General features: G+C 49.3%; 12 protein-coding genes. 8 read left to right on the plus strand and 4 right to left on the minus strand.

Annotation, left to right across the window (positions count from 1 at the left end; genetic code table 11):
* Positions 1 to 315: 315 nt before the first annotated feature.
* The 3 genes from gltB to proC all read left to right on the plus strand — a co-directional run bounded on the left by gltB (position 316) and on the right by proC (position 7273).
* Positions 316 to 4830 carry a glutamate synthase large subunit gene (gene gltB, locus Cabys_RS08100; protein WP_006929843.1) on the plus strand — a complete coding sequence of 1505 codons (4515 nt, stop codon included), beginning with the start codon at positions 316 to 318 and terminating at the stop codon, positions 4828 to 4830.
* Positions 4830 to 6245, plus strand: coding sequence for a glutamate synthase subunit beta (locus Cabys_RS08105; RefSeq protein ID WP_006929845.1), 1416 nt, complete (start codon positions 4830 to 4832; stop codon positions 6243 to 6245). The genes gltB and Cabys_RS08105 overlap by 1 nt, the downstream gene beginning before the upstream one ends.
* A gap of 206 nt (positions 6246 to 6451) precedes the next feature.
* A complete protein-coding gene (gene proC, locus Cabys_RS08110; protein WP_006929846.1) occupies positions 6452 to 7273 on the plus strand; it encodes a pyrroline-5-carboxylate reductase in 822 nt (273 codons plus the stop codon).
* A gap of 170 nt (positions 7274 to 7443) precedes the next feature.
* Here the strand turns inward: proC and Cabys_RS08115 are convergent, their stop codons facing one another.
* From Cabys_RS08115 to Cabys_RS08130, 4 genes are all read right to left on the minus strand, one after another.
* The gene (locus Cabys_RS08115) at positions 7444 to 7737 is read right to left on the minus strand and encodes an RNA recognition motif domain-containing protein (RefSeq protein WP_006929847.1); all 294 of its coding nucleotides are present in this window, start codon (positions 7735 to 7737) and stop codon (positions 7444 to 7446) included.
* 868 nt (positions 7738 to 8605) lie between these two features.
* On the minus strand, positions 8606 to 9739 hold the full coding sequence (locus Cabys_RS08120; RefSeq protein WP_006929848.1) for an ATP-binding protein: 1134 nt from the start codon (positions 9737 to 9739) through the stop codon (positions 8606 to 8608).
* 670 nt (positions 9740 to 10409) lie between these two features.
* On the minus strand, positions 10410 to 11750 hold the full coding sequence (locus Cabys_RS08125; protein ID WP_006929849.1) for a sigma-54-dependent transcriptional regulator: 1341 nt from the start codon (positions 11748 to 11750) through the stop codon (positions 10410 to 10412).
* 15 nt (positions 11751 to 11765) lie between these two features.
* Positions 11766 to 13406, minus strand: a complete 1641-nt coding sequence (locus Cabys_RS08130) for a two-component system sensor histidine kinase NtrB (protein ID WP_006929850.1) — start codon at positions 13404 to 13406, stop codon at positions 11766 to 11768.
* A 243-nt stretch (positions 13407 to 13649) separates the two neighbouring features.
* On the opposite strand from Cabys_RS08130, the gene Cabys_RS08135 reads away from it, so the two are divergent.
* The 5 genes from Cabys_RS08135 (at position 13650) to Cabys_RS08155 (ending at position 20075) form a co-directional block, all read left to right on the plus strand.
* Positions 13650 to 15821, plus strand: a complete 2172-nt coding sequence (locus Cabys_RS08135; RefSeq protein WP_006929851.1) for a S9 family peptidase — start codon at positions 13650 to 13652, stop codon at positions 15819 to 15821.
* A gap of 90 nt (positions 15822 to 15911) precedes the next feature.
* Positions 15912 to 17039 carry an alanine racemase gene (locus Cabys_RS08140; RefSeq protein ID WP_006929853.1) on the plus strand — a complete coding sequence of 376 codons (1128 nt, stop codon included), beginning with the start codon at positions 15912 to 15914 and terminating at the stop codon, positions 17037 to 17039.
* 140 nt (positions 17040 to 17179) lie between these two features.
* On the plus strand, positions 17180 to 18913 hold the full coding sequence (locus Cabys_RS08145; protein ID WP_006929857.1) for a carbon starvation CstA family protein: 1734 nt from the start codon (positions 17180 to 17182) through the stop codon (positions 18911 to 18913).
* Entirely contained in the window at positions 18903 to 19199 is a 297-nt protein-coding gene (locus Cabys_RS08150; protein ID WP_217183939.1) for a DUF7990 family protein, read from the plus strand. Before Cabys_RS08145 ends, Cabys_RS08150 begins: the two co-directional genes overlap by 11 nt.
* Before the next feature lie 3 nt (positions 19200 to 19202).
* Positions 19203 to 20075 carry an ArsA family ATPase gene (locus tag Cabys_RS08155; RefSeq protein WP_006929859.1) on the plus strand — a complete coding sequence of 291 codons (873 nt, stop codon included), beginning with the start codon at positions 19203 to 19205 and terminating at the stop codon, positions 20073 to 20075.
* Positions 20076 to 20167: the final 92 nt, after the last annotated feature.

A 20167-nucleotide genomic window follows, 5' to 3' on the forward strand; every position in this document is an offset into this window, starting at 1 on the left:
TTTATGTAATTTAAATAAAAACAATAGTCCAGTTTAAATGAAATTCAATAATAATTTTTTTTAGAGTGGACTCAATTATTTTATGCAACCAGTAAGAGCGCGAAGAAGTCACAAAAGGCGCAGAGAATGTTTCAAATTAAAAATAGTTTCAATTGCCCTCACCCCCTCTCCCTGAATAAAAGTCCGGATGAGGGGAACGCTGAACGTGGGCAGTTGCCATTTAACCAATCAACTATTCAACTAATTAACCATTCAACCAATCCAGCTATGGCGGAATAGATGTTTTGAAGGAAGTATCCTAAAGAGAGGAGGGGCATGAAAAACAAAGGACTGTACCATAAACAGTTTGAGCACGACGCCTGTGGACTGGGCTTTATTGTCAACATCAACGGCGCCAGAGAGCACGCCATTATCGATCATGCCATCACCATCCTGAACAATCTTGAACATCGAGGCGCGGTGGGCGGCGATGCCAAATCGGGCGACGGAGCGGGCATGATGCTTCAGATTCCGCACAAGTTTTTTCAAAAAGCGCTTGATTTTTCTCTGCCGCAGGCGGGCTCTTATGGCGTGGGTTTTTTATTTTTACCCCGCAATGAGACCGAAAAAGCTCGCAAAATGGTGCGCGCTATGGTTCGTAAAGAGGGCGGTCGGTTGCTCGGCTGGCGCCAGGTGCCGGTGAATCCCGATGCTCTGGGCGCCTTTGCCCGAAAATCTATGCCCACTTTCTGGCAGATTTTTGTCCGCTTTAAAAATCTTGTTGGGCAGCAGCTGGAACGCAAGTTGTACATTCTAAGAAAAACGCTGGAGAGCGAGGCGCAAACAAACCACTGGACGATGGACGATTTTTACGTTGTTTCGCTCTCTGCCCGAACCATAGTTTACAAAGGCATGTTTGTTTCGCTGCAATTCCAGAATTTTTACCCGGATTTGACTGATCCCGATTTTGAATCGGCCCTGGCCATGGTGCATCAGCGCTACAGCACCAACACCTTTCCTTCCTGGCCGCTGGCCCAGCCGTTCCGCTTCATCGCGCATAACGGCGAAATTAACACCTTACGCGGCAATATTAACAAAATTAAGGATCGCGAGTACACTTTGTCTTCGCCGTTGTTTGGCCAGGAGATCGAAAAGATTTTCCCCATTGTCAATCCAGAGGCCAGCGATTCCGCCTGTTTTGACAACGTGTTCGAGTTGCTGGTGCAGGGCGGACGCAGCATGGAGCACGCCATGATGATGATGGTGCCCGAGGCTTTTGGTCTGCAATTTCACATGAGTCAGGACCTGCGCGCTTTTTATGAGTACCACATGACCATCATGGATCCATGGGACGGCCCGGCAGCATTGATTTTTAGCGATGGCGTAAAGATCGGCGCCTATCTCGATCGCAACGGTTTGCGTCCGGGTCGCTACACCATCACACGCAGCGGGCGCATGATTCTGGCCTCCGAAAGCGGTGTGCTGCCCGTCGATCCGCAGGATGTGCGCGAAAAGGGCAGGCTGATGCCAGGCAAAATGATTTTAGTTGATACGCAGCGCCAGCGCGTGATTAAGGACAAAGAGATTAAAGCATCGGTTTCGCGCTGGAAGCCCTATCGGCGCTGGCTGGCGGAAAATAAAATCGAACTAAAGGGCATGTTTCAAATTCCTTACCGCATGCGCTTGAACAAGGCTCACCTGGCCGAACGACAGAAAGTCTTTGGGTACACCCTGGAAGATGTGCGCATGATTATATTGCCCATGGCGCAAAACGCCCAGGAAGCGGTGGGCAGTATGGGCAACGATGCCGCACTGGCCGTACTTTCCGAAAAACCGCAACTGTTGTACAACTATTTCAAACAGCGTTTTGCACAGGTCACCAATCCGCCCATTGATCCCTATCGCGAGAATCTCATCATGTCGCTTTCCAGTTGGGTGGGCCGGCAGCGCAATCTGTTAGAAGAAACGCCCGAACATTGCCGCCAGCTTAAATTGCCCCATCCGGTTTTAACCAATGAAGATATCGAGCGCTTACGCGGCGTGAATATTAAGGGGCTTAAGGTGGGAACTGTGCCCATGTTGTTCGAAGCGCGCGAAGGCGCTCTGGAAAATGGGCTGGAACGACTGTGCGCGGCCGTTCAAAAGAAGGTGGACGCCGGATATTCGTTAATCATTTTAAGCGATCGCGACATCGATGAACAACAGGCGCCCATTCCGGCCTTGCTGGCCACTTCTGTTGTCCACCACCACCTGGTTCGCCGGAACAAACGGCATTTGACGGCGCTAATCCTGGAAACCGGCGAGGCGCGCGAAGTGCATCACTTTGCCACGTTAATTTCCTTTGGCGCCAGCGGGATCAATCCTTATCTGGTTTTTGAAACCATTCACGATTTAAAATCCAGAGGCAAGCTGGCTTCGGATTTAAACCTGGATCTGGCCAGCATGAACTTTATTGCGGCCATCAATAAGGGGTTGTTGAAGGTGATGTCCAAAATGGGCATTTCGACCCTGCGCAGCTACCGCCACGCCGAAACGTTCGAGGCCATTGGTCTTTCCGCGGACTTTGTGCAGCGCTATTTTCCCAACACCCATTCGCCCATCGGCGGCATTGGTCTGAAAACCGTCGAAAAAGAGACGCTGGAACGGCATCGCCTGGCCTTTGAAAAACAGACAGAGAGCGGCGTTCGCCCGCTGCCTTCCGGCGGTCAGTACCACTATCGCAGGCAGGGCGAAAAACATCTGATTACCCCGGAGATTGTGGTTCATTTACAACGCGCCGTTCGCCAGGGCGATTACCATCTGTTTAAACAATATTCGGCGCTGGTAGATGAACACAGTCGCAAGCTGTGCACCTTACGCGGTTTGTTCAAAATTAAAAAACCGACGCCCGTACCTCTGAATGAGGTGGAACCGGTTGAATCGATTGTGAAGCGCTTTGTTACCTCGGCCATGTCTTTTGGTTCCATTAGCAAAGAAGCTCACGAGACTCTGGCGCTGGCCATGAACCGGCTGGGGGCAAAAAGCAATTCCGGCGAGGGCGGAGAAGACGAGAGTCGCTTTCTCCCTTTGCCCAATGGCGATTCATTAAACAGCAAGATTAAACAGGTGGCATCGGGACGGTTTGGCGTGAACATCAACTACCTGGTGCATGCCGAAGAAATACAGATAAAAATTGCCCAGGGCGCCAAACCGGGCGAGGGCGGACAGCTGCCGGGCTTCAAGGTCGATTCGGTGATCGCCAGAGTGCGCCATTCCACGCCCGGGGTGATGCTCATCTCTCCGCCGCCGCATCACGATATTTACTCTATCGAAGACCTGGCGCAGTTGATTTCCGATTTAAAGCACGCTAACCGTCGGGCGCGTATTTCGGTCAAACTGGTGTCGGAGTTAGGTATCGGTACGGTGGCAGCCGGCGTGGCCAAGGCCAGAGCCGACATGGTGCTGATTAGCGGACACGACGGCGGAACCGGCGCCTCACCCTGGTCTTCCATTAAACACGCCGGTTCGGCCTGGGAAATTGGCCTGGCCGAAACGCATCAGGTGCTTAAACAAAACGCCCTGCGCGATCGCATCAGCGTACAGGTGGACGGTCAATTGCGTACCGGCCGCGATATTATTATCGCCGCTTTGCTGGGCGCCGAAGAGTTCGGCTTTGGCACCGTGGCGCTGATGAGCCTGGGCTGTGTGATGATGCGTAAATGTCATCTGAACACCTGTCCGGTGGGCGTGGCCACCCAGGATGAACGGTTGCGCAAACGGTTTACCGGTCGCCCGGAGCATGTGATGAATTTGATGCGCTTTCTGGCGCAGGAAGTGCGCGAACACCTGGCTGAAATGGGGTTCCGCTCTCTGACGGAGATTGTCGGCAGAAGCGATTTGCTGGAGGTGGATCAGGCTCTGCACCATTTTAAAAGTAAAGGACTGGATTTTAGTCCGTTGTTTGCGGACGGTCTGGCCGCTACCGCCGCTTCCAACTGTGCTGTCCGTCAGCAGGAACACGATTTCAGCCGTACGCTGGATTTCAATCTGCTACCCAATTTGCAAAAAGCCATCGAAAAACAACAGCCGGTGGAACTAACCGCTCCCATTTTTAATTTTAATCGCACGGTGGGAACGATTATCAGTTCGGAAATTGCCACAAAGTATGGCTCACAGGGTCTGCCGGAAGACACCGTTACCATTCGCTTTAAAGGCTCGGCCGGGCAAAGTTTTGGCGCTTTTCTGGCGCACGGCGTAACCTTTTTTCTTGAAGGGGACGCCAACGACTACCTGGGCAAGGGCTTAAGCGGCGGCAAGATCATCATCCGGCCGCCTGAACGTTCGAACTTTTTACCGCAGAACAATGTGATTTGCGGAAATGTGGCTCTGTTCGGCGCCACCGCCGGCGAAGTGTACATCAACGGCGTGGCCGGCGAACGCTTTGCCGTGCGCAACAGCGGCGCGCTGGCCGTTGTGGAAGGCGTGGGCGATCACGGCTGCGAATACATGACCGGCGGCAGGGTGATTGTGCTGGGAGGCACGGGCGTTAATTTCGCGGCCGGCATGAGCGGCGGCATTGCCTACGTGCTCGATGAAAATCAATTGTTTGATACGCGTTGTAATCTGGAAATGGTGGACATCGAGCCGCTAAACGATGAGCAGGATGTCGCGTTTTTAAAAAGTTGTATCGAAAAGCACCATGCGTACACAGCAAGCCCGCTGGCCGCAGAGATTCTTGCGCAATGGGAAGATTTTTTGCCGTCGTTTGTTAAAGTGATGCCCATCGACTACCGCAAAGCGCTGGAACGATTAAAAGAAAGCCAGTTTAGCGAGGACGGCGCCGTTAAAGTTACAGAGGAGGTGTTTGGTTAATGGGGAAACCAACAGGATTTTTAGAATACACACGCAAAACCTATTCCGAACAACCGGTAAAAGAGCGCATTAAGCATTTTAAAGAATTCATCATATTGCCGGAAGAGGCAGAGCTGAAAAAACAGGCCGCCCGTTGCATGGATTGCGGCATTCCGTTTTGCCACTCATCTTACGGATGTCCGGTGGAAAATTTAATCCCGGAATGGAACGATCTACTTTACCGCGATCAATGGCAGGAAGCGTACGAACGCCTGGAGTTAACCAATAATTTTCCGGAAATAACCGGACGCGTTTGTCCTGCTCCGTGCGAAACGGCCTGCACATTGAGCATTAACGACAGTCCGGTGACCATTAAACAGATCGAATGGGCCATTGCAGAGCGAGCCTTTGCCGAAGGTTGGGTAACTCCCCGGCCGCCGCGCAGGTTAAGCGGCAAAAAAGTGGCCATCGTCGGTTCGGGCCCGGCCGGTCTGGCCGCCGCTCAGCAATTGCGCCGCGCCGGACACGAAGTGACGGTTTACGAAAAAGCGCCAAAGATGGGCGGTTTACTGCGCTACGGTATTCCCGATTTTAAACTGGAAAAACACATTCTGGATCGGCGCCTGGCGCAAATGGAAGCGGAAGGCGTGCGTTTTGAGAATAATACGGAAATTGGCGTGGATATTTCGGCCCGCTACTTGCTAAAGTCATTCGATGCAATTTTAATCGCCGTCGGCGCCGGCCAACCTCGCGAACTGGAAGTGGAAGGGCGTCAACTCAAAGGCGTTCACTTTGCCATGGAATATTTAACGCAGTCCAATCTGGCGGTGGACGGCCTGCGCGCCAGAGAGCAATGCATCCGGGCAGATGGAAAGACGGTGCTGGTTTTGGGCGGCGGAGACACCGGCTCCGATTGTGTGGGTACGGCCATCCGCCAGGGAGCAAAAAAAGTTTACCAGTTCGAAATTTTGCCCCGGCCTGCGGAATGGAAGGAGAGCTGGAATCTCGACTGGCCGCGCTGGCCCAATATTTTACGCACCTCTTCTTCGCAGCGCGAGGGTTGCGAACGCCAGTGGAACATTTTAACGCGAAAATTTGAAGGTCGCAACGGCCGCGTGTACCGGGCGCATTTTAGCCGCATCGAATGGTCGGGCCAGCCGCCCGTTTACAAGGAAATTCCCGGCAGCGCGTTCAGCTTACAGGTGGACCTGGTGTTGTTGGCGCTGGGCTTTTTGCACGTACAACATGGACCGTTAATCAAAGACCTGGAACTGGCGCTGGATGAGCGGGGCAACATACTTACCAACGGAGATTATGCCACATCAAGAGCGGGCGTGTTTGCGGCAGGCGATGCCAGCGCCGGCGCTTCTCTGGTGGTGCGTGCTATTTTCCACGGCCGCCAGGCTGCGGAAATGATCCACGCTTATTTAAAATAAAAACGTATGAGTAAACGCGGTTAGAGGCCAGTACCGAAAAACACAAAAACCCGTACGACCATGGACCAAATAAATTTTTTGGGCGCTGGTGAAAGGGAAGAGAGCGGACAGCGATGATTAAGTATTTTGTTAGCAACGTTTTTAGAAGCAGGTTAAAAACGAGTTGGAAATGCAAGTAAGTTTGAAAGCAAACAAAGAGGAGCGTTATGTCCAGAAATAAAACAATTGCCATCATTGGCGTGGGCAATCTTGGCGGAGCCATTGCCAGAGGCTTAAAAGATTCGGGAGAGTACAGGCCGCAAAACATTATTTTAACGCGACGCCATATCGATCGAATAGCCGAATTTGGCGAGGCTGGTTTTAAAATCGAAAAAGACAACTTAAAGGCCGCAGCCTGGGCCGATCTTTTGATCATTACGGTGGAACCCCAGCAGATGAACAGGTTGCTGGATGAGTTGGCGCCCGCCGTGGATGTGGATCGGCATGTCATAATTTCGTGTGTGACGGGCGTTTCGATCCGGCAGATAAAAGACCGTTTGCAAAAAGAGGCTACCGTGGTGCGCGCCATGCCCAATACCGGTGTGGCCGTGCGAGAATCCATGACCTGTCTGGCTACAGAAGGCATGAACGGTCCGGCCTTGCGCATGGCTGAGGAGATCTTTTCCACCGTCGGCAAAACACTGATTATTGATGAAGAGCAGATGGCTGCCGCCACGGCGCTGGGCGCCTGCGGCGTGGCTTTCTTTCTGCGCGCCATTCGCGCCGCTTCGCAGGGCGGCATTGAAATCGGCTTTCCGGCGGACAAGGCCATGTTGATTGCCGCGCAAACATCGCTGGGCGCGGCGCGTCTGTTACTGGAAAATCAAACACATCCCGAAGCGGAAATCGATCGCGTGACCACGCCCCGCGGCGTCACCATTTCCGGATTGAATACCATGGAGCACCAGGGCTTTAGTTCGGCGATGATTAAGGGCATTGTCACCTCCTGGGAAAAAGCCTTCCGATTGTACAGGGAAGATAAGGATTGATATTGTTACTTCCGCCTGCGGCCGCAAGCTGGAATGCCGGGTTTATGTTAGCTGTTTTCGGTAAGAATGGGAATACGTTTCGGGCGTGAGCATTGTGTTTGTAGTGCTGGGGCCGAGGTTTTGGGCAAAAAAAAAGCCCTGCCGAAGCAGGGCTTTGAGATTTTCAGTTATTACCAGGAACGTTGATTGCGATTCCCGAAACTGCGGTTATCTGACCGTTCGGTGCGTGGACGAGCTTTATTGACCACCAGGGTGCGTCCGCCCAGTTCGGTGTTGTTAATATTGTCGATGGCGTTCTGCGCTTCTTCTTCAGATTCCATCGTTACAAAACCAAAGCCACGTAATTCACCGGTGTACCGATCACGAAGTAATTTAACTTCTGATACGCTGCCATACTCTTCGAACAACTCACGAATCGGTTGTTCTTCGCTGTTTCTGGGAATGTTCCCTACATAGATATTCACTATGAAACTCCTTAAAAAATAAATAAAAAAATTAACTTAGAAATTCGAAACTGCCAACAAGGGGTTAACTCTGAAGAGAAGAAAATTCTTGTCTGAAGGTCAAACTCAGGTTGGTCTGACGAATTAACTGAAGTTAAGATACGGCATAAAATGCACAAAACCAAATAAATTATTTAACGACTGTAAATTTTCTCTAAAGGCCAATGAATATTAAGCAAAATACACGGCGTTTAATATATTTTATGCCTGTTATTCTGAACGGAGCGAAGTCGGGGGAGGGATTCACAATCCAACGGTTGCTTCGGCTACGCTCAGCAACCGCACTCCCGCTCTCTGAGTGAAGTCGAAGGCTTGCCCTGAGCGAAGTCGAAGGGGGGAGGAATCACAATCCAACGGTTGCTTCGGCTACGCTCAGCAACCGTATCCTCGCTCCCTGAGCGAAGCCGAAGGGAGCGCAGTCGAAGGACTGCCCTGAGCGCAGTCGATGGGGGAGAATTCACAATCCAACGGTTGCTTCGGCTACGCTCAGCAACCGTACTCCCGCTCCCTGAGCGAAGCCGAAGGCCTGCCCTGAGCGCAGTCGATGGGGGAGAATTCACAATCAACGGTTGCTTCGGCTACGCTCAGCAGCCGTACCCTCGCTCCCTGAGCGAAGCCGAAGGCCTGCCCTGAGCGCAGTCGATGGGGGAGAATTCACAATCAACGGTTGCTTCGGCTACGCTCAGCAGCCGTACCCTCGCTCCCTGAGCGAAGCCGAAGGGAGCGCAGACGAAGGCCTGCCCTGAGCGCAGTCGAAGGGTGGGCGTGATTAAGCTCAAGAAACCGCTTGTTTCGATGCGCAGCGATGAAGCGGCGCTACTCAGCCACCTTAAAGTCCCTCTGCAGCCATTCGCGAAAAGGACAGCGCCGCTGCATTATCGCTTAGTTTGTAATTGCTTTTGCCGGGATAAATCACATAAAGATAATCCAGGTTCAAATCGTGCATGGCGCTTTTCATCGATTTAGTCAAAACCGGCGCATCCACAAATTTAAATTCTGCGCCGTAATGTTTTCCACCTTCATGCCAAAGTAAATCCAGTTCGGCGCCAGCATGGGTCGCCCAGAAAAAATAGGATTGATCTTCTTTGCCCAGTAAGCGGCACAAAACGTTTAAAGCAAATCCTTCCCAGGAAGCGCCCAGTTTGGGATGAGCCATCAGTTGCTCCATGGTTTCAATGGACATTAACGCATGGAACAAGCCGGAGTCCTTGAAATAAAGTTTGGGTCGTTTTACCAGCCGTTTTTTTAAATTAGCGTGCCAGGGCCACAGCGTCCGCAGCATAAATGTGTCTTCCAGAATTTCCACGTATTTCCGCACTGTTACATCCGAAATACCAAAAGAACGCCCGATTTCGGAGTAATTTAAAATCTGGCCGTGGTAATGGCTGAGCATCATCCAGAATCTTCGTAAGGTGCGTGCGGGAATTTGAATACCTAATTGGGGAATATCGCGTTCCAGGAAAGTGGAAATGTATTGCTGACGCCAGATAAAACTCTGTCGATCAGATTTTGCTAAGTATGACGGCGGCAGAGCGCCCCGCAGCCAGAGTTTTTTCCAATTTTCTATGCCCACGTCAGAGGGACGAAAGCCTTCCAGCTGAAAATAGGCAATTCTGCCAGCCAGCGATTCACCGCTTTGTTTTATGAGATTGCGCGAAGCGCTGCCCAAAATCAGATATTTTTGTTTAAGATAGGTATCTACCAGATGGCGCAGCACCGGGAATAAATCCGGCTGCCGCTGGATTTCATCAATAACAATTAATCCCTGTAATTCATCCAACGTAATCAGAGGATGTTCCAACTGCGCCAGATGCTGTGGGTTTTCCAGATCAAAATAGTAATCCGCTTTAAACTGTTTTGCCAGAGTGGTTTTTCCACTCTGCCGCGGCCCGATAATAGCGGTAACCGGAAACTGATCCAGAAGCTGTCGAACTCTTGTTCGATCAATGGGGCGGTCGATCATTTTATCTTCTTTTTTTTAAGGAATTTAAGAAGTGTAAATTGAAAAATCAAATAAAAGGTTTGAAATTTCAAGGAACAATGTGCTGAATTACTTGATTGCCATTATTAAAAATCATTTTAAACGCATCGTTTTACCATCATATTCTGCGTCTGGCATTGGCAATTTTATTATTCTTTTTTCATGAAATGGAACCTTCGCTCTGTTTGCGGTTCCCGCCTGCGGTTCCCGCTTGTGGTTCCCACCTGCGGCAGGACTCAGAATGACACTCAGCATTTGCGCCCCTGAGCGAAGTAGAAGGGGGGGGATTCACAATCAACGGTTGCTTCGGCTACGCTCAGCAACCGTACTCCCGCTCCCTGAGCGCAGCCGAAGGCTTGCCCTGAGCGCAGTCGAAGGGGGGCTTCACAATCCAACGGTTGCTTCGGCTACGCTCAGCAACCGTACTCCCGCTCTCTGAGTGAAGTCGAAGGGAGCGCAGTCGAAGGCTTGCCCTGAGCGCAGCCGAAGGGGGGGATTCACAATCAACGGTTGCTTCGGCTACGCTCAGCAACCGTACTCCCGCTCCCTGAGCGCAGTCGAATGGGAGTGCGTGATTAAGAACAAGAAACCGCTCGTTTCGATGCTTCCTGTCAGAGTGGGACTCAGAATGATAAGTATCGTCGTTGTCCAGCTACTCCTTTTCCAGATGATATTTGCGTAATTTAAAATAGAGGCTTTTTTTACTGATGCCTAACAACTGGGCGGCTCTGGTTTTATTGCCATTCGTCTCTTGCAGGACGCGCAAAATGTGCTGGCGTTCCACCTCTTCTAATTTTAGATTGGAGTCGGATAAAGGTGCTGTGGCGAGGCTTTTAATGTCGCCGGGCAGATCATCCTCTTTAATCTGGTTGCCGTCGCACAGAATCACCGCGCGCTCCAGCACATTTTCCAGTTCGCGGACATTACCGGGCCAGGAATAATCTTGCAGGATTTTCATCGCTTGCGGGCTACATTTTTTAACGCACTTTTTTAAGGCGAAGCACGATTTGCTTAAAAAATGTTCAACCAGCACGGGAATATCTTCCGGCCGCTCACGCAGGGGCAAAAGGTGGATGTTAAACACGTTTAAGCGGTAAAAGAGATCTTCACGGAATTTGCCCTGCTTCATAAGCTCTTTTAAGTCGCGGTTGGTGGCGGCAATAATGCGCACATCGCTTTTGTAGGTGTGCGTGCTGCCCAGAGGACGATATTCGCCGCTTTCCAGAAAGCGCAGTAATTTCGTCTGAAATTCCGGGCTCACATCGCCAATTTCATCCAGGAAGAGCGTGCCGCTGTTAACCACTTCAATCAATCCGCTTTTATTTTTAACGGCTCCGGTAAAGGCGCCTTTTATGTAGCCGAACAGCTCGCTTTCCAGCAGGGTGTCCTGCATGGCGCTGCAATTGATCACAATAAACGGCTTGTCGCTGCGCGCGCTTTTGCGATAGATGGCTTTGGCTACCAGCTCCTTGCCTGTGCCCGTTTCGCCGGTGATTAAAACGGTGGAGTTGGTGGGCGCTACCTTTTCCACTAACTGTAATATTTGGCGCGTGTGTTCGCTCTGGCCGATGAATTCTTCAAAACGGCTTTTGAGGAATTTTTCGTGCTCTGCAGCCTCCCGTTCTCGTTTAAGGCGGGCCAGCTCAAAGGCCCTGTTCACCAGAATGGACAGTTCTTCAAAATCAAAGGGTTTAACCAGGTAGTCATAGGCGCCCAGCTTCATGGAAGCAATGGCGTTTTCAACGGTGGCGTTGCCGGTCATCATAATAATTTGAGTAAAAGGCGAGCTCAAATGCAGTTGTTTTAACACCTCAATTCCGTCGATATCCGGCAGAATAATATCCAGCAAGACCACATCAAATAACGTTTCCTTGGCTTTGTCAATCGCCTCAAAGCCATCGGCCGCCTCGGCCACCTGATAGCCCTTGCGTTCAAAAACATGGCGTAAATGGACGCGAAACGAAACTTCGTCGTCGACAATGAGCAGGTTCATGACCATTCCTTTTATTTATGCTTCTCTCCGGGCAACGGGCAATAAAACCGTAAACACCGTGCCCTGGTGTAATTTACTTTCCACCTGAATGGAACCGCCGTGTGTCCTGACAATGCGCTTGCTGATGGCCAAACCCAGACCGGTGCCGGCTCCCCGCGGTTTGGTGGTAAAAAAGGGATCGAAAATTTTGTTCAGATTCTGGATGGGAATGCCGTAGCCTTCATCCTGAACTTTGACAAAGACAAATTGATGATTTTGCGTGCCGCTTTTGATGTAGATGCTTTTGCCAGTGGGTGTAAATTCCAGCGCATTTAAAATTAAATTGATGAACACCTGCGCCAGTTCGTCCGCTTCGCCTATAATTTCCGGCAACGGCTGCTGCAGATCCAATTCGATGTTTTTATGTTCCTTTTCCGCCTTGTAACGAACCAGCATCAAAACATTTCGCAAAACCTGATTTAAGTTCAGCGGCACCCTGCGATGGGTGGATTTTCGTGAAATGTCGAGCAAACCGGTGGTGATTTTTTTACAACGCTGGATTTCGTTTTTCATGCTTTGTAAGCATAGTTTAATGTCGTTGGCATTTGCCGCTTCGTGGCCGTTGGATTGCATGACATCGGTGATTTGCTGAATGCAAACCGCAATGGCGCTTAAGGGATTATTAATTTCGTGCGCAATGCTGCTGGCCAGCTCGCCGATGGCGGCCAGTTTGCTTTTGTGGATCATTTGCAGGTTCAATTCCTTTTCGCGCGTGATGTCTTGCATCAGTTCAAGGATTTGTTCGATCTCGCCGGCTTCATTCATCAAAGGCGCGGCCGTTACGCGAAAGAATTTCAACTGATGATTGTCCGTTTTAAATTCGATCTCCTTTGTTTCGATTTTTCCGCTTTTAAGGCAGCGTTCGGTGGGACAATCATTACAGATGTCCGAAGAACGCCACAGGGCATACCCGCAGAACTGATCTTTTAAATTTTGAACAGGCCCGAACCACTCTTCCGCCACGCGATTCATCCAAAGAATACGTTGATCTCTGTTTAAAAGCACAAGCCCGGCATCAATGCCCATTAAAATTTTTGCAAGTTTGTCCCGCTCCTGTTCCAGTTCTGCGCGGTGGCGGTTTAAATCATTGTAAAGCTGTTCGATGCGCTGCCGATCGCGCGCTTCTTTTCTGGAAAGCAGGCCCATGGAACCAGCGACCAGGTAAAAGAAAGCGATGCGCAAAATCAGGTTAATAAAATTTTGAGCGTTGATTTGAGTATGGGCGCACAGCAGATAGAGCAGGGCAGAGGCAGTAGCCACTGCCAAACCGAATTTTAAGCCAAAATAAAACGAATGCAGAGCAACCAATAAAAAAAATCCTAAAATGAAATCGCTGTGAAAACCGCCCGTGTAGCGCGTTAAAATGGAAAGGAAAATCAGATCGAGGACCAGTACTACCAGATAGGCCTTGCGAATTTGTGGCGGATGATGGTAAATATAAACATAAAGAAGGATACTGTAAACCGAGAAAAAGAAAAAGTTGTAAAACAGCAGTTTCCGCTGCCCGCCTGGAATGGGCGCTAATAATACCCACACCAGCCCGCCCACCAGGGTTAAAACACGCAAAAGTGCGAATAACTGATCAATGGAATTGAGTCGATTTAAAAATTTTTTCATCTTACTGCCCTCCACAGGCAGCAGAAAAGTAAATCAATACTTTTTTAAGTAATTTAGGAAAACTTTGAGGCAATTACCAGAAATATTAGACGCTAATGGAGAAAAGCGATAGCAAACAAGATTAAACGCCCATCTTTTTACTTAGGTGAAATGGCTGTAGCGCGTTTTTAAGGATATATGTTTGATTTATTTGCTATTTTTTCTAAAATTAAATTTCGTTCATTAAAAAATGAGGTAATCGTCATGAAGCTGATCTTTAAAGCGCTTGTCCTGCTTTCTTTTTTTAGTTTACAGCTTTTACATGCCCAACAAAAAGCCCTGACCGTTGAGGATATATTCAAGTCGCGGCAGTACGCATTAAAATCTTTAAGCGGCGTCCATTGGCTGCCAGATAGCAGGGCCTTGCTGTTTACGCAAAAAGAAGAAAACCGCATCGTCAAACATGAGGTTGAGACCGGCGAAGAAAGCGTCTGGCTTGAATTGGAAGACATTGTGGACCCGCACACAGGCAAAGCGCTTAAACTTTTTAGCTATCGGCTTTCAAAAGACGGTCAAAAAATCCTTTTTAAAACCGATGCAAAGCGTGTGTGGCGCCGCTATGATGAAGCCCGTTTTCTGGTTTATGACCTGCGGAAAAAACAAATCAAAGCCGTTTTTAATGATTCCACGCGTGTGCGGCATGCAAAACTTTCGCCGGATGGCCAGTGGGTTGGTTTTGTTTTTGAGAACAATATTTATGTTCAAAATCTGAAAGACAATACGATCAGGCAAATCACCCACGATGGATCGCAGGTGATTCTCAATGGCAAATTCGATTGGGTGTACGAGGAAGAATTCGGCCAGTCGGATGGTTGGCGCTGGGCGCCGGATTCCAGAAAGATCGCCTTCTGGCGCATTGATCAGAGCAATGAGCCAACTTTTAGCTGGACTGAATTCGACGGTAAGTACGGCTCGGTTAGAACCATCCACTATCCTAAAGCAGGCGATGCTAACGCCATCGTAAAAATCGGCGTGTACCATTTAGAAAATGAAAAGACCGTCTGGATGGACCTCGGACAGGAAACGGATATCTACATTCCGCGCATTTTGTGGACCAGCGATCCGCAAACTCTGGCTATTCAACGCTTGAATCGCTTGCAAAATCATCTGGAACTTTTACTGGCAGATGTAGCCGACGGCCGAACGAAGGTGGTTTTGACGGACGAAGATTCCTGCTGGGTGGATGTGCGCAACGATTTGCAGTTTCTAAAAACCAGAAAACAATTTATCTGGACTTCGGAACGCGATGGCTACCGACACATTTACCTGTATGATTTAAACGGCCGTTTAATAAAGCAATTGACGAGCGGGCCATGGGAAGTAACCCGCGTGCTGGGCGTTGATGAGCAAAAAGGGAGCGTTTATTTTACGGCTAATAAGGGCAATACGATCGAAAACCATATCTTTTCGATCGATTTAGACGGTTCAAATATGAAACAATTAGACAATGAAAGCGGAACGCATCGCGCTCTGTTTTCGCCAGACTGGAAGTACTTTATTGACACCTATTCTTCCGCACACCAACCGCCCGTTCAGGTTTTAAAGACGGCTGACGGTAAGGCGGTGCGCGCTTTGCTCGAAAATAAGCTGGACATTTTTGAGGATGTGCAACTGGCCTTTCCGGAATTTTTGACGTTCGAAACCAGCGATGGCGTGTCGCTCAACGCCCGGATCATTAAACCGGTGGATTTTGATCCGCAAAAAAAATACCCGGTTTTGATTTACGGCTACGGCGGGCCGGGCTCGCAACTGGTGCGTAATGCCTGGGGACGTAATATTTTATGGTACACTCTGCTAACTCAAAAAGGCTATATTATTTTTACGGTGGATAATCGCGGTACCGGCGGCAGAGGCAAGGCGTTTAAAAATCTGGCCTATGGCGACATCGGAAAATATGCCTTAAAAGATCACATCGAAGCCGCAAAGTATTTAGCAAAACTCCCGTACGTGGATGAAAGCCGCATTGGCATTTGGGGTTGGAGCGGCGGCGGTTATTTAACGTTGATGTGCATGACCAAAGGCGCCGAATACTTTAAAGCGGGCATTGCCGTGGCGCCGGTGGCAGATTTCCGACTGTACGACACCATCTGGACTGAGCGCTACATGGGATTGCCTCAAACCAATCAGGCCGGCTATGATTCCACGTCGGTCTTGACCTATGTTGATCGCTACAAAGGCGGGTTGCTTATCGTACATGGCGCCTCGGACGACAATGTGCACATGCAAAACACCATGCAGGTGATTAAACAATTGCAGCTACAGGGCAAACAATTTCGATTAATGATCTATCCCGGATTAAATCACAGTCTGCAGGGAGCTGGCGCGCATTACCATCTGTACAAAATGATGACCGATTTTATTGTGGAAAATCTGTAAGTTAAATAAAAACGACGGCCAGAATAATCGGGTGAGTGCAGTCATCCTTTGCCGAGATTTGAATGGCGTTTTAAAACCAGGACGGGGAAAATGAATGTTTTAAACAGCATCAAGCGGCCGACGCTTTTGCTCGACCGACGCAAGTGTTTAAACAATATTGAAAAAATGGTTAAAAAAGCAGCCGATCATGGCCTCCGCTTTAGACCCCATTTTAAAACACACCAGTCTGTGGAAATCGGAAGGTGGTTTAACGATTTGGGTGTGCGATCGATTACCGTTTCTTCTTTGAGTATGGCTGAGTATTTTGCCCGGGCCGGATGGCAGGATATTACGGTTGCGTTTCCGGTTAACGTTCGGGAAATGGATGCCATTAATCGCCTTGCTGGCCGGATTCAATTAAACCTGCTGGTTGAATCGAGCCAGGTAACCGATTTTCTGGCCGCGAAGCTCAATTCGAAAGTCAATTTGTTCATCAAAATAGACACCGGTTTACATCGTACCGGCCTGGAGCCGGCGGCGACCGATGAGGTGGATCGCATTCTGGATGTAGTGCAAAAGTCTCCGCTGTTAAGTTTTAGCGGCTTTTTGACGCACTCCGGTCACACCTACCGGGCGAAATCTGTTGCCGAAATAAAAGATATTCATACAGACGCTGTCCGCCAGCTGTCTGCTCTAAAAGAAAAGTACAGGGCGCGTTTCCCCCATTTAATCGTATCCATCGGCGATACGCCTTCCTGCAGTCTGGTGGATGATTTTAGCAGCGTGGACGAAATTCGGCCGGGCAATTTTGTGTTTTACGACGTGATGCAGTGGCAGCTCGGTTCCTGCACTCTGGATCAGGTGGCCGTGGCTTTGGCCTGTCCGGTTGTGGCCAAACACGAACAACGGGGCGAATTGGTGCTGTATGGGGGCGCCATTCATCTTTCAAAAGAGCGCCTGATTTTACAAGACGGCAGAATCTGTTATGGCGTGATGGTGGAGCTTAAGGAGGACGGCTGGGAGATTCCTTCGAAAATACAACCGCTAACGGGGCTTTCTCAGGAACATGGTATTTTAAACGTGGATAAAGAGAGCATGCAAAAAATTGCGGTGGGCGACCTGGTGGGAATCCTGCCCGTGCATTCCTGTTTAACCGCTCATTTAATGAAAGGTTATTTGACATTCGACGGGCAAACGATCGATCACCTGAACGCCCGGACCAATTTTTTACAGACTTGAGTTTATTGCGCCATCAGCGTCGGCTGTCTCCTGTTTGTTAGTTTAGTACAATCCTGAACAAATTTTACATTTTTGTGATGATTTCATAAATTAACCAATTAATTTGATTTTTAACAGACATTTATCCGGGAGGCGGGTCCATGAGCGTGCTTTTAATGGTTTTGCTGACTTTTTTCGGCTACATCCTGATGTACCGGCTGTATGGAAAATATCTGGCCAGGGTCATCTTTAAGCTTACGGATGACGCTGTGGTGCCTTCTAAGGAATTTGAAGATGGGATCGATTACGTTCCCACCAAAAAAGAGATCATCTTCGGCCATCATTTTACCTCGATCGCCGGAACCGGGCCCATTGTCGGCCCGGCGATCGCCGTCATCTGGGGCTGGGTGCCGGCTTTACTCTGGGTGTTTTTAGGTTCCATTATGATGGGCGCCGTTCATGACTTTGGCGCGCTGGTTATTTCCATGCGCAATAAGGGCAAGTCCATCTCCGAATTTACCGCACGCTACATCAACAGCCGAACGCGTTTCTTTTTCTTTTTGATCGTTTTTCTGGCTTTGTGGATTGTCATCGCTATTTTCGGGCTGGTGATCGCCATCATTTTTAACATCTTCCCTTCGTCTGTACTGCCCGTTTGGCTGCAAATTCCCATTTCCATTGCCCTGGGCTACGTCATTTACAGGCGCAAGGGGAACATTATCCTCTGGTCGGTTATTGCGGTTCTGTTGCTTTACGGCACCATGGTGCTGGGGAGCTATTTTCCGATTAAGATGCCGACCGTGGCAGGGATTCCGCCCACCGGCGTGTGGACGATTATTTTATTGATTTATGCTTTCTGGGCTTCGGTACTGCCGGTTACCACCTTACTTCAGCCTCGTGATTTTATCAACGCCTATCAGCTGTTGATTGCCATGTTTTTGATGACCATGGGCATCCTGGCCGCCGCCGTTAGCGGTCGTCTTGAGCTGGTGGCCCCCGCCGTACAGATGCATCCGGCCGAGGCGCCTTCCATGTGGCCCTTTTTATTCATTACCATTGCCTGCGGCGCCATCAGCGGATTTCATTCTCTGGTGGCCTCGGGAACCTCATCCAAACAGGTAAAAAGCGAACCGGATGCGCTGTTTGTGGGCTATGGCTCTATGTTAACCGAAGGGGCGCTGGCTACGCTGGTTATTGCCGCGGTGGCCGCGGGTATTGGTCTTGGTTACCACAGCGGCGGTAAAACGTTGTTTGGTTTGGAAGCCTGGTCAACGCACTACGCCTCATGGACCGCCGCTGCGGGACTCGGTTCAAAGATCGCTGCCTTTGTAACGGGCGCCGCCAATTTTCTTTCCAGCCTTGGAATTCCGCAGAGTATTGCCGTGGTTATTATGGGCGTTTTTGTGGCCTCGTTTGCCGGAACCACTCTGGATACCGCAACGCGCATTCAACGTTACATCATAAGCGAACTGGCCTCGAATATTAACCTGCCTGTTCTCACCAAAAGACACCCGGCAACGGCCTTTGCCGTGATCTCGGCCGGTCTTCTGGCTTTTGCTTCTGGCGCAGATGGCAAGGGCGCTTTGACCCTGTGGCCCATGTTCGGAGCCGTGAATCAGACGTTGGCGGCCCTGGCTCTCATCGTCATTACCCTTTACCTGCGCGGCAGAGGCGGGCTGAAGTGGATGGTTTCTGGACTGCCGGCTCTTTTTATGGCAGGAATGACCTTGTGGGCCAGCATTCTGAATCAATTAAATTTTGTTTCTGCGCAAAAAATTTTACTGCTTTCCATTAACGGCATTATTATTTTATTAGTTTTGTGGATTGCAGTCGAAGGATTGATTAAATTCTTTTCCGATAACCAAAAAGGGGTGGATGTGCAAATTGAACATTAAACAGTGTGTCTGTTTTTTAATCAATCGCTTAAAAAAACAATATCGCCTGTGGGATGCGTTTTTTCGTTCTAAAGCCACTGCCACTCTGGAATGGGAGGTGGCGGAAATGGAACATCTTTTTGCTTTAATGACGGCGGGTTTCTGGATTGGCGTGCCGGCTGTGCCTTTGCCCATCACCCTGAAACTGCTGCCCGAAATGGAAGAAGAACTGCTGCTATTGTTAGAGCGAGTGGAGTTAGCCCATGCTCCGCTTTCACAATTATTTTCAACGCTGGATGTGGGTTAAACCATGATGCATTATTTCATCCTGGGGAAAGGCGGCGTGGGTAAATCGACCGTCGCTCTTTTAAAGGCGCTGGCCTTTAATGCACAAGGGAAAACGGTGCGGTTGGTTTCCCTCGATCAGGCGCATAATCTTAGCGATATCCTTGGTCCGGATGCGGATAAAATCCCTAAAGATTTAATCATTGACGAGCCTGATATTGACCGGTTTATAAAGGAATACGTTAGCCAGAGCGAAGCATTACTAAAGAAAAATTATCGCTACCTTACGGCGTTAAATCTTGAACACCATTTCAACATATTAAAATACGCGCCGGGCATGGAGGAATACGGTCTTTTGCTGGCCTACCAGCGCTACCTGAAGCGTGCCAGGGAAGATGTCCTGCTTTTCGACATGCCGCCGACCGCCCTGGCCTTAAAGTTCTTTAGCCTGCCTTTTGTCTCTATTATCTGGCTAAAGCAGCTCAGGGAATTACGCAGGCAAATCCTGGAGAAAAAACAAATCATCTCCGGAGTTAAATTTGGCAAAAAAGAAGTTGAAACCGATTCGATTAAAAAAAATCTCGAAGAGCAGCTCGAACAATATCGGGAAATAACGCAACAATTTCAGAATGGGGAAACTTGTAGAATTGCGGTAGTCGCCAATGCCGATTCGGTCTCAATTGCCGAAAGCGCCAGGATAATCCGTCACCTGGAGGAATTGAGTATCTCTGTAAGCGAATTTTTTCTAAATAAAAGCACGGAAGAGGGCTTAAAGCAGTTGCAATTACCAGTAAAGGAAAAAATACGGCTTATTCTCATTCAACCATCAACAAAAACGTTGGTTGGTATGAGCGCCTTATCGGAATTTATGAAGACTTGTAGCCAAAGTTTAGTATGAATCAATAAAACAATTCAAGGTTTTGATGGTTTCATCGAAGATAAAAAATAAGGTTTAATCATAATTAATATGGATCGTTAATTAAATGAAAA

The organism is Caldithrix abyssi DSM 13497, from assembly GCF_001886815.1.
GTDB classification, from domain to species: domain Bacteria; phylum Calditrichota; class Calditrichia; order Calditrichales; family Calditrichaceae; genus Caldithrix; species Caldithrix abyssi.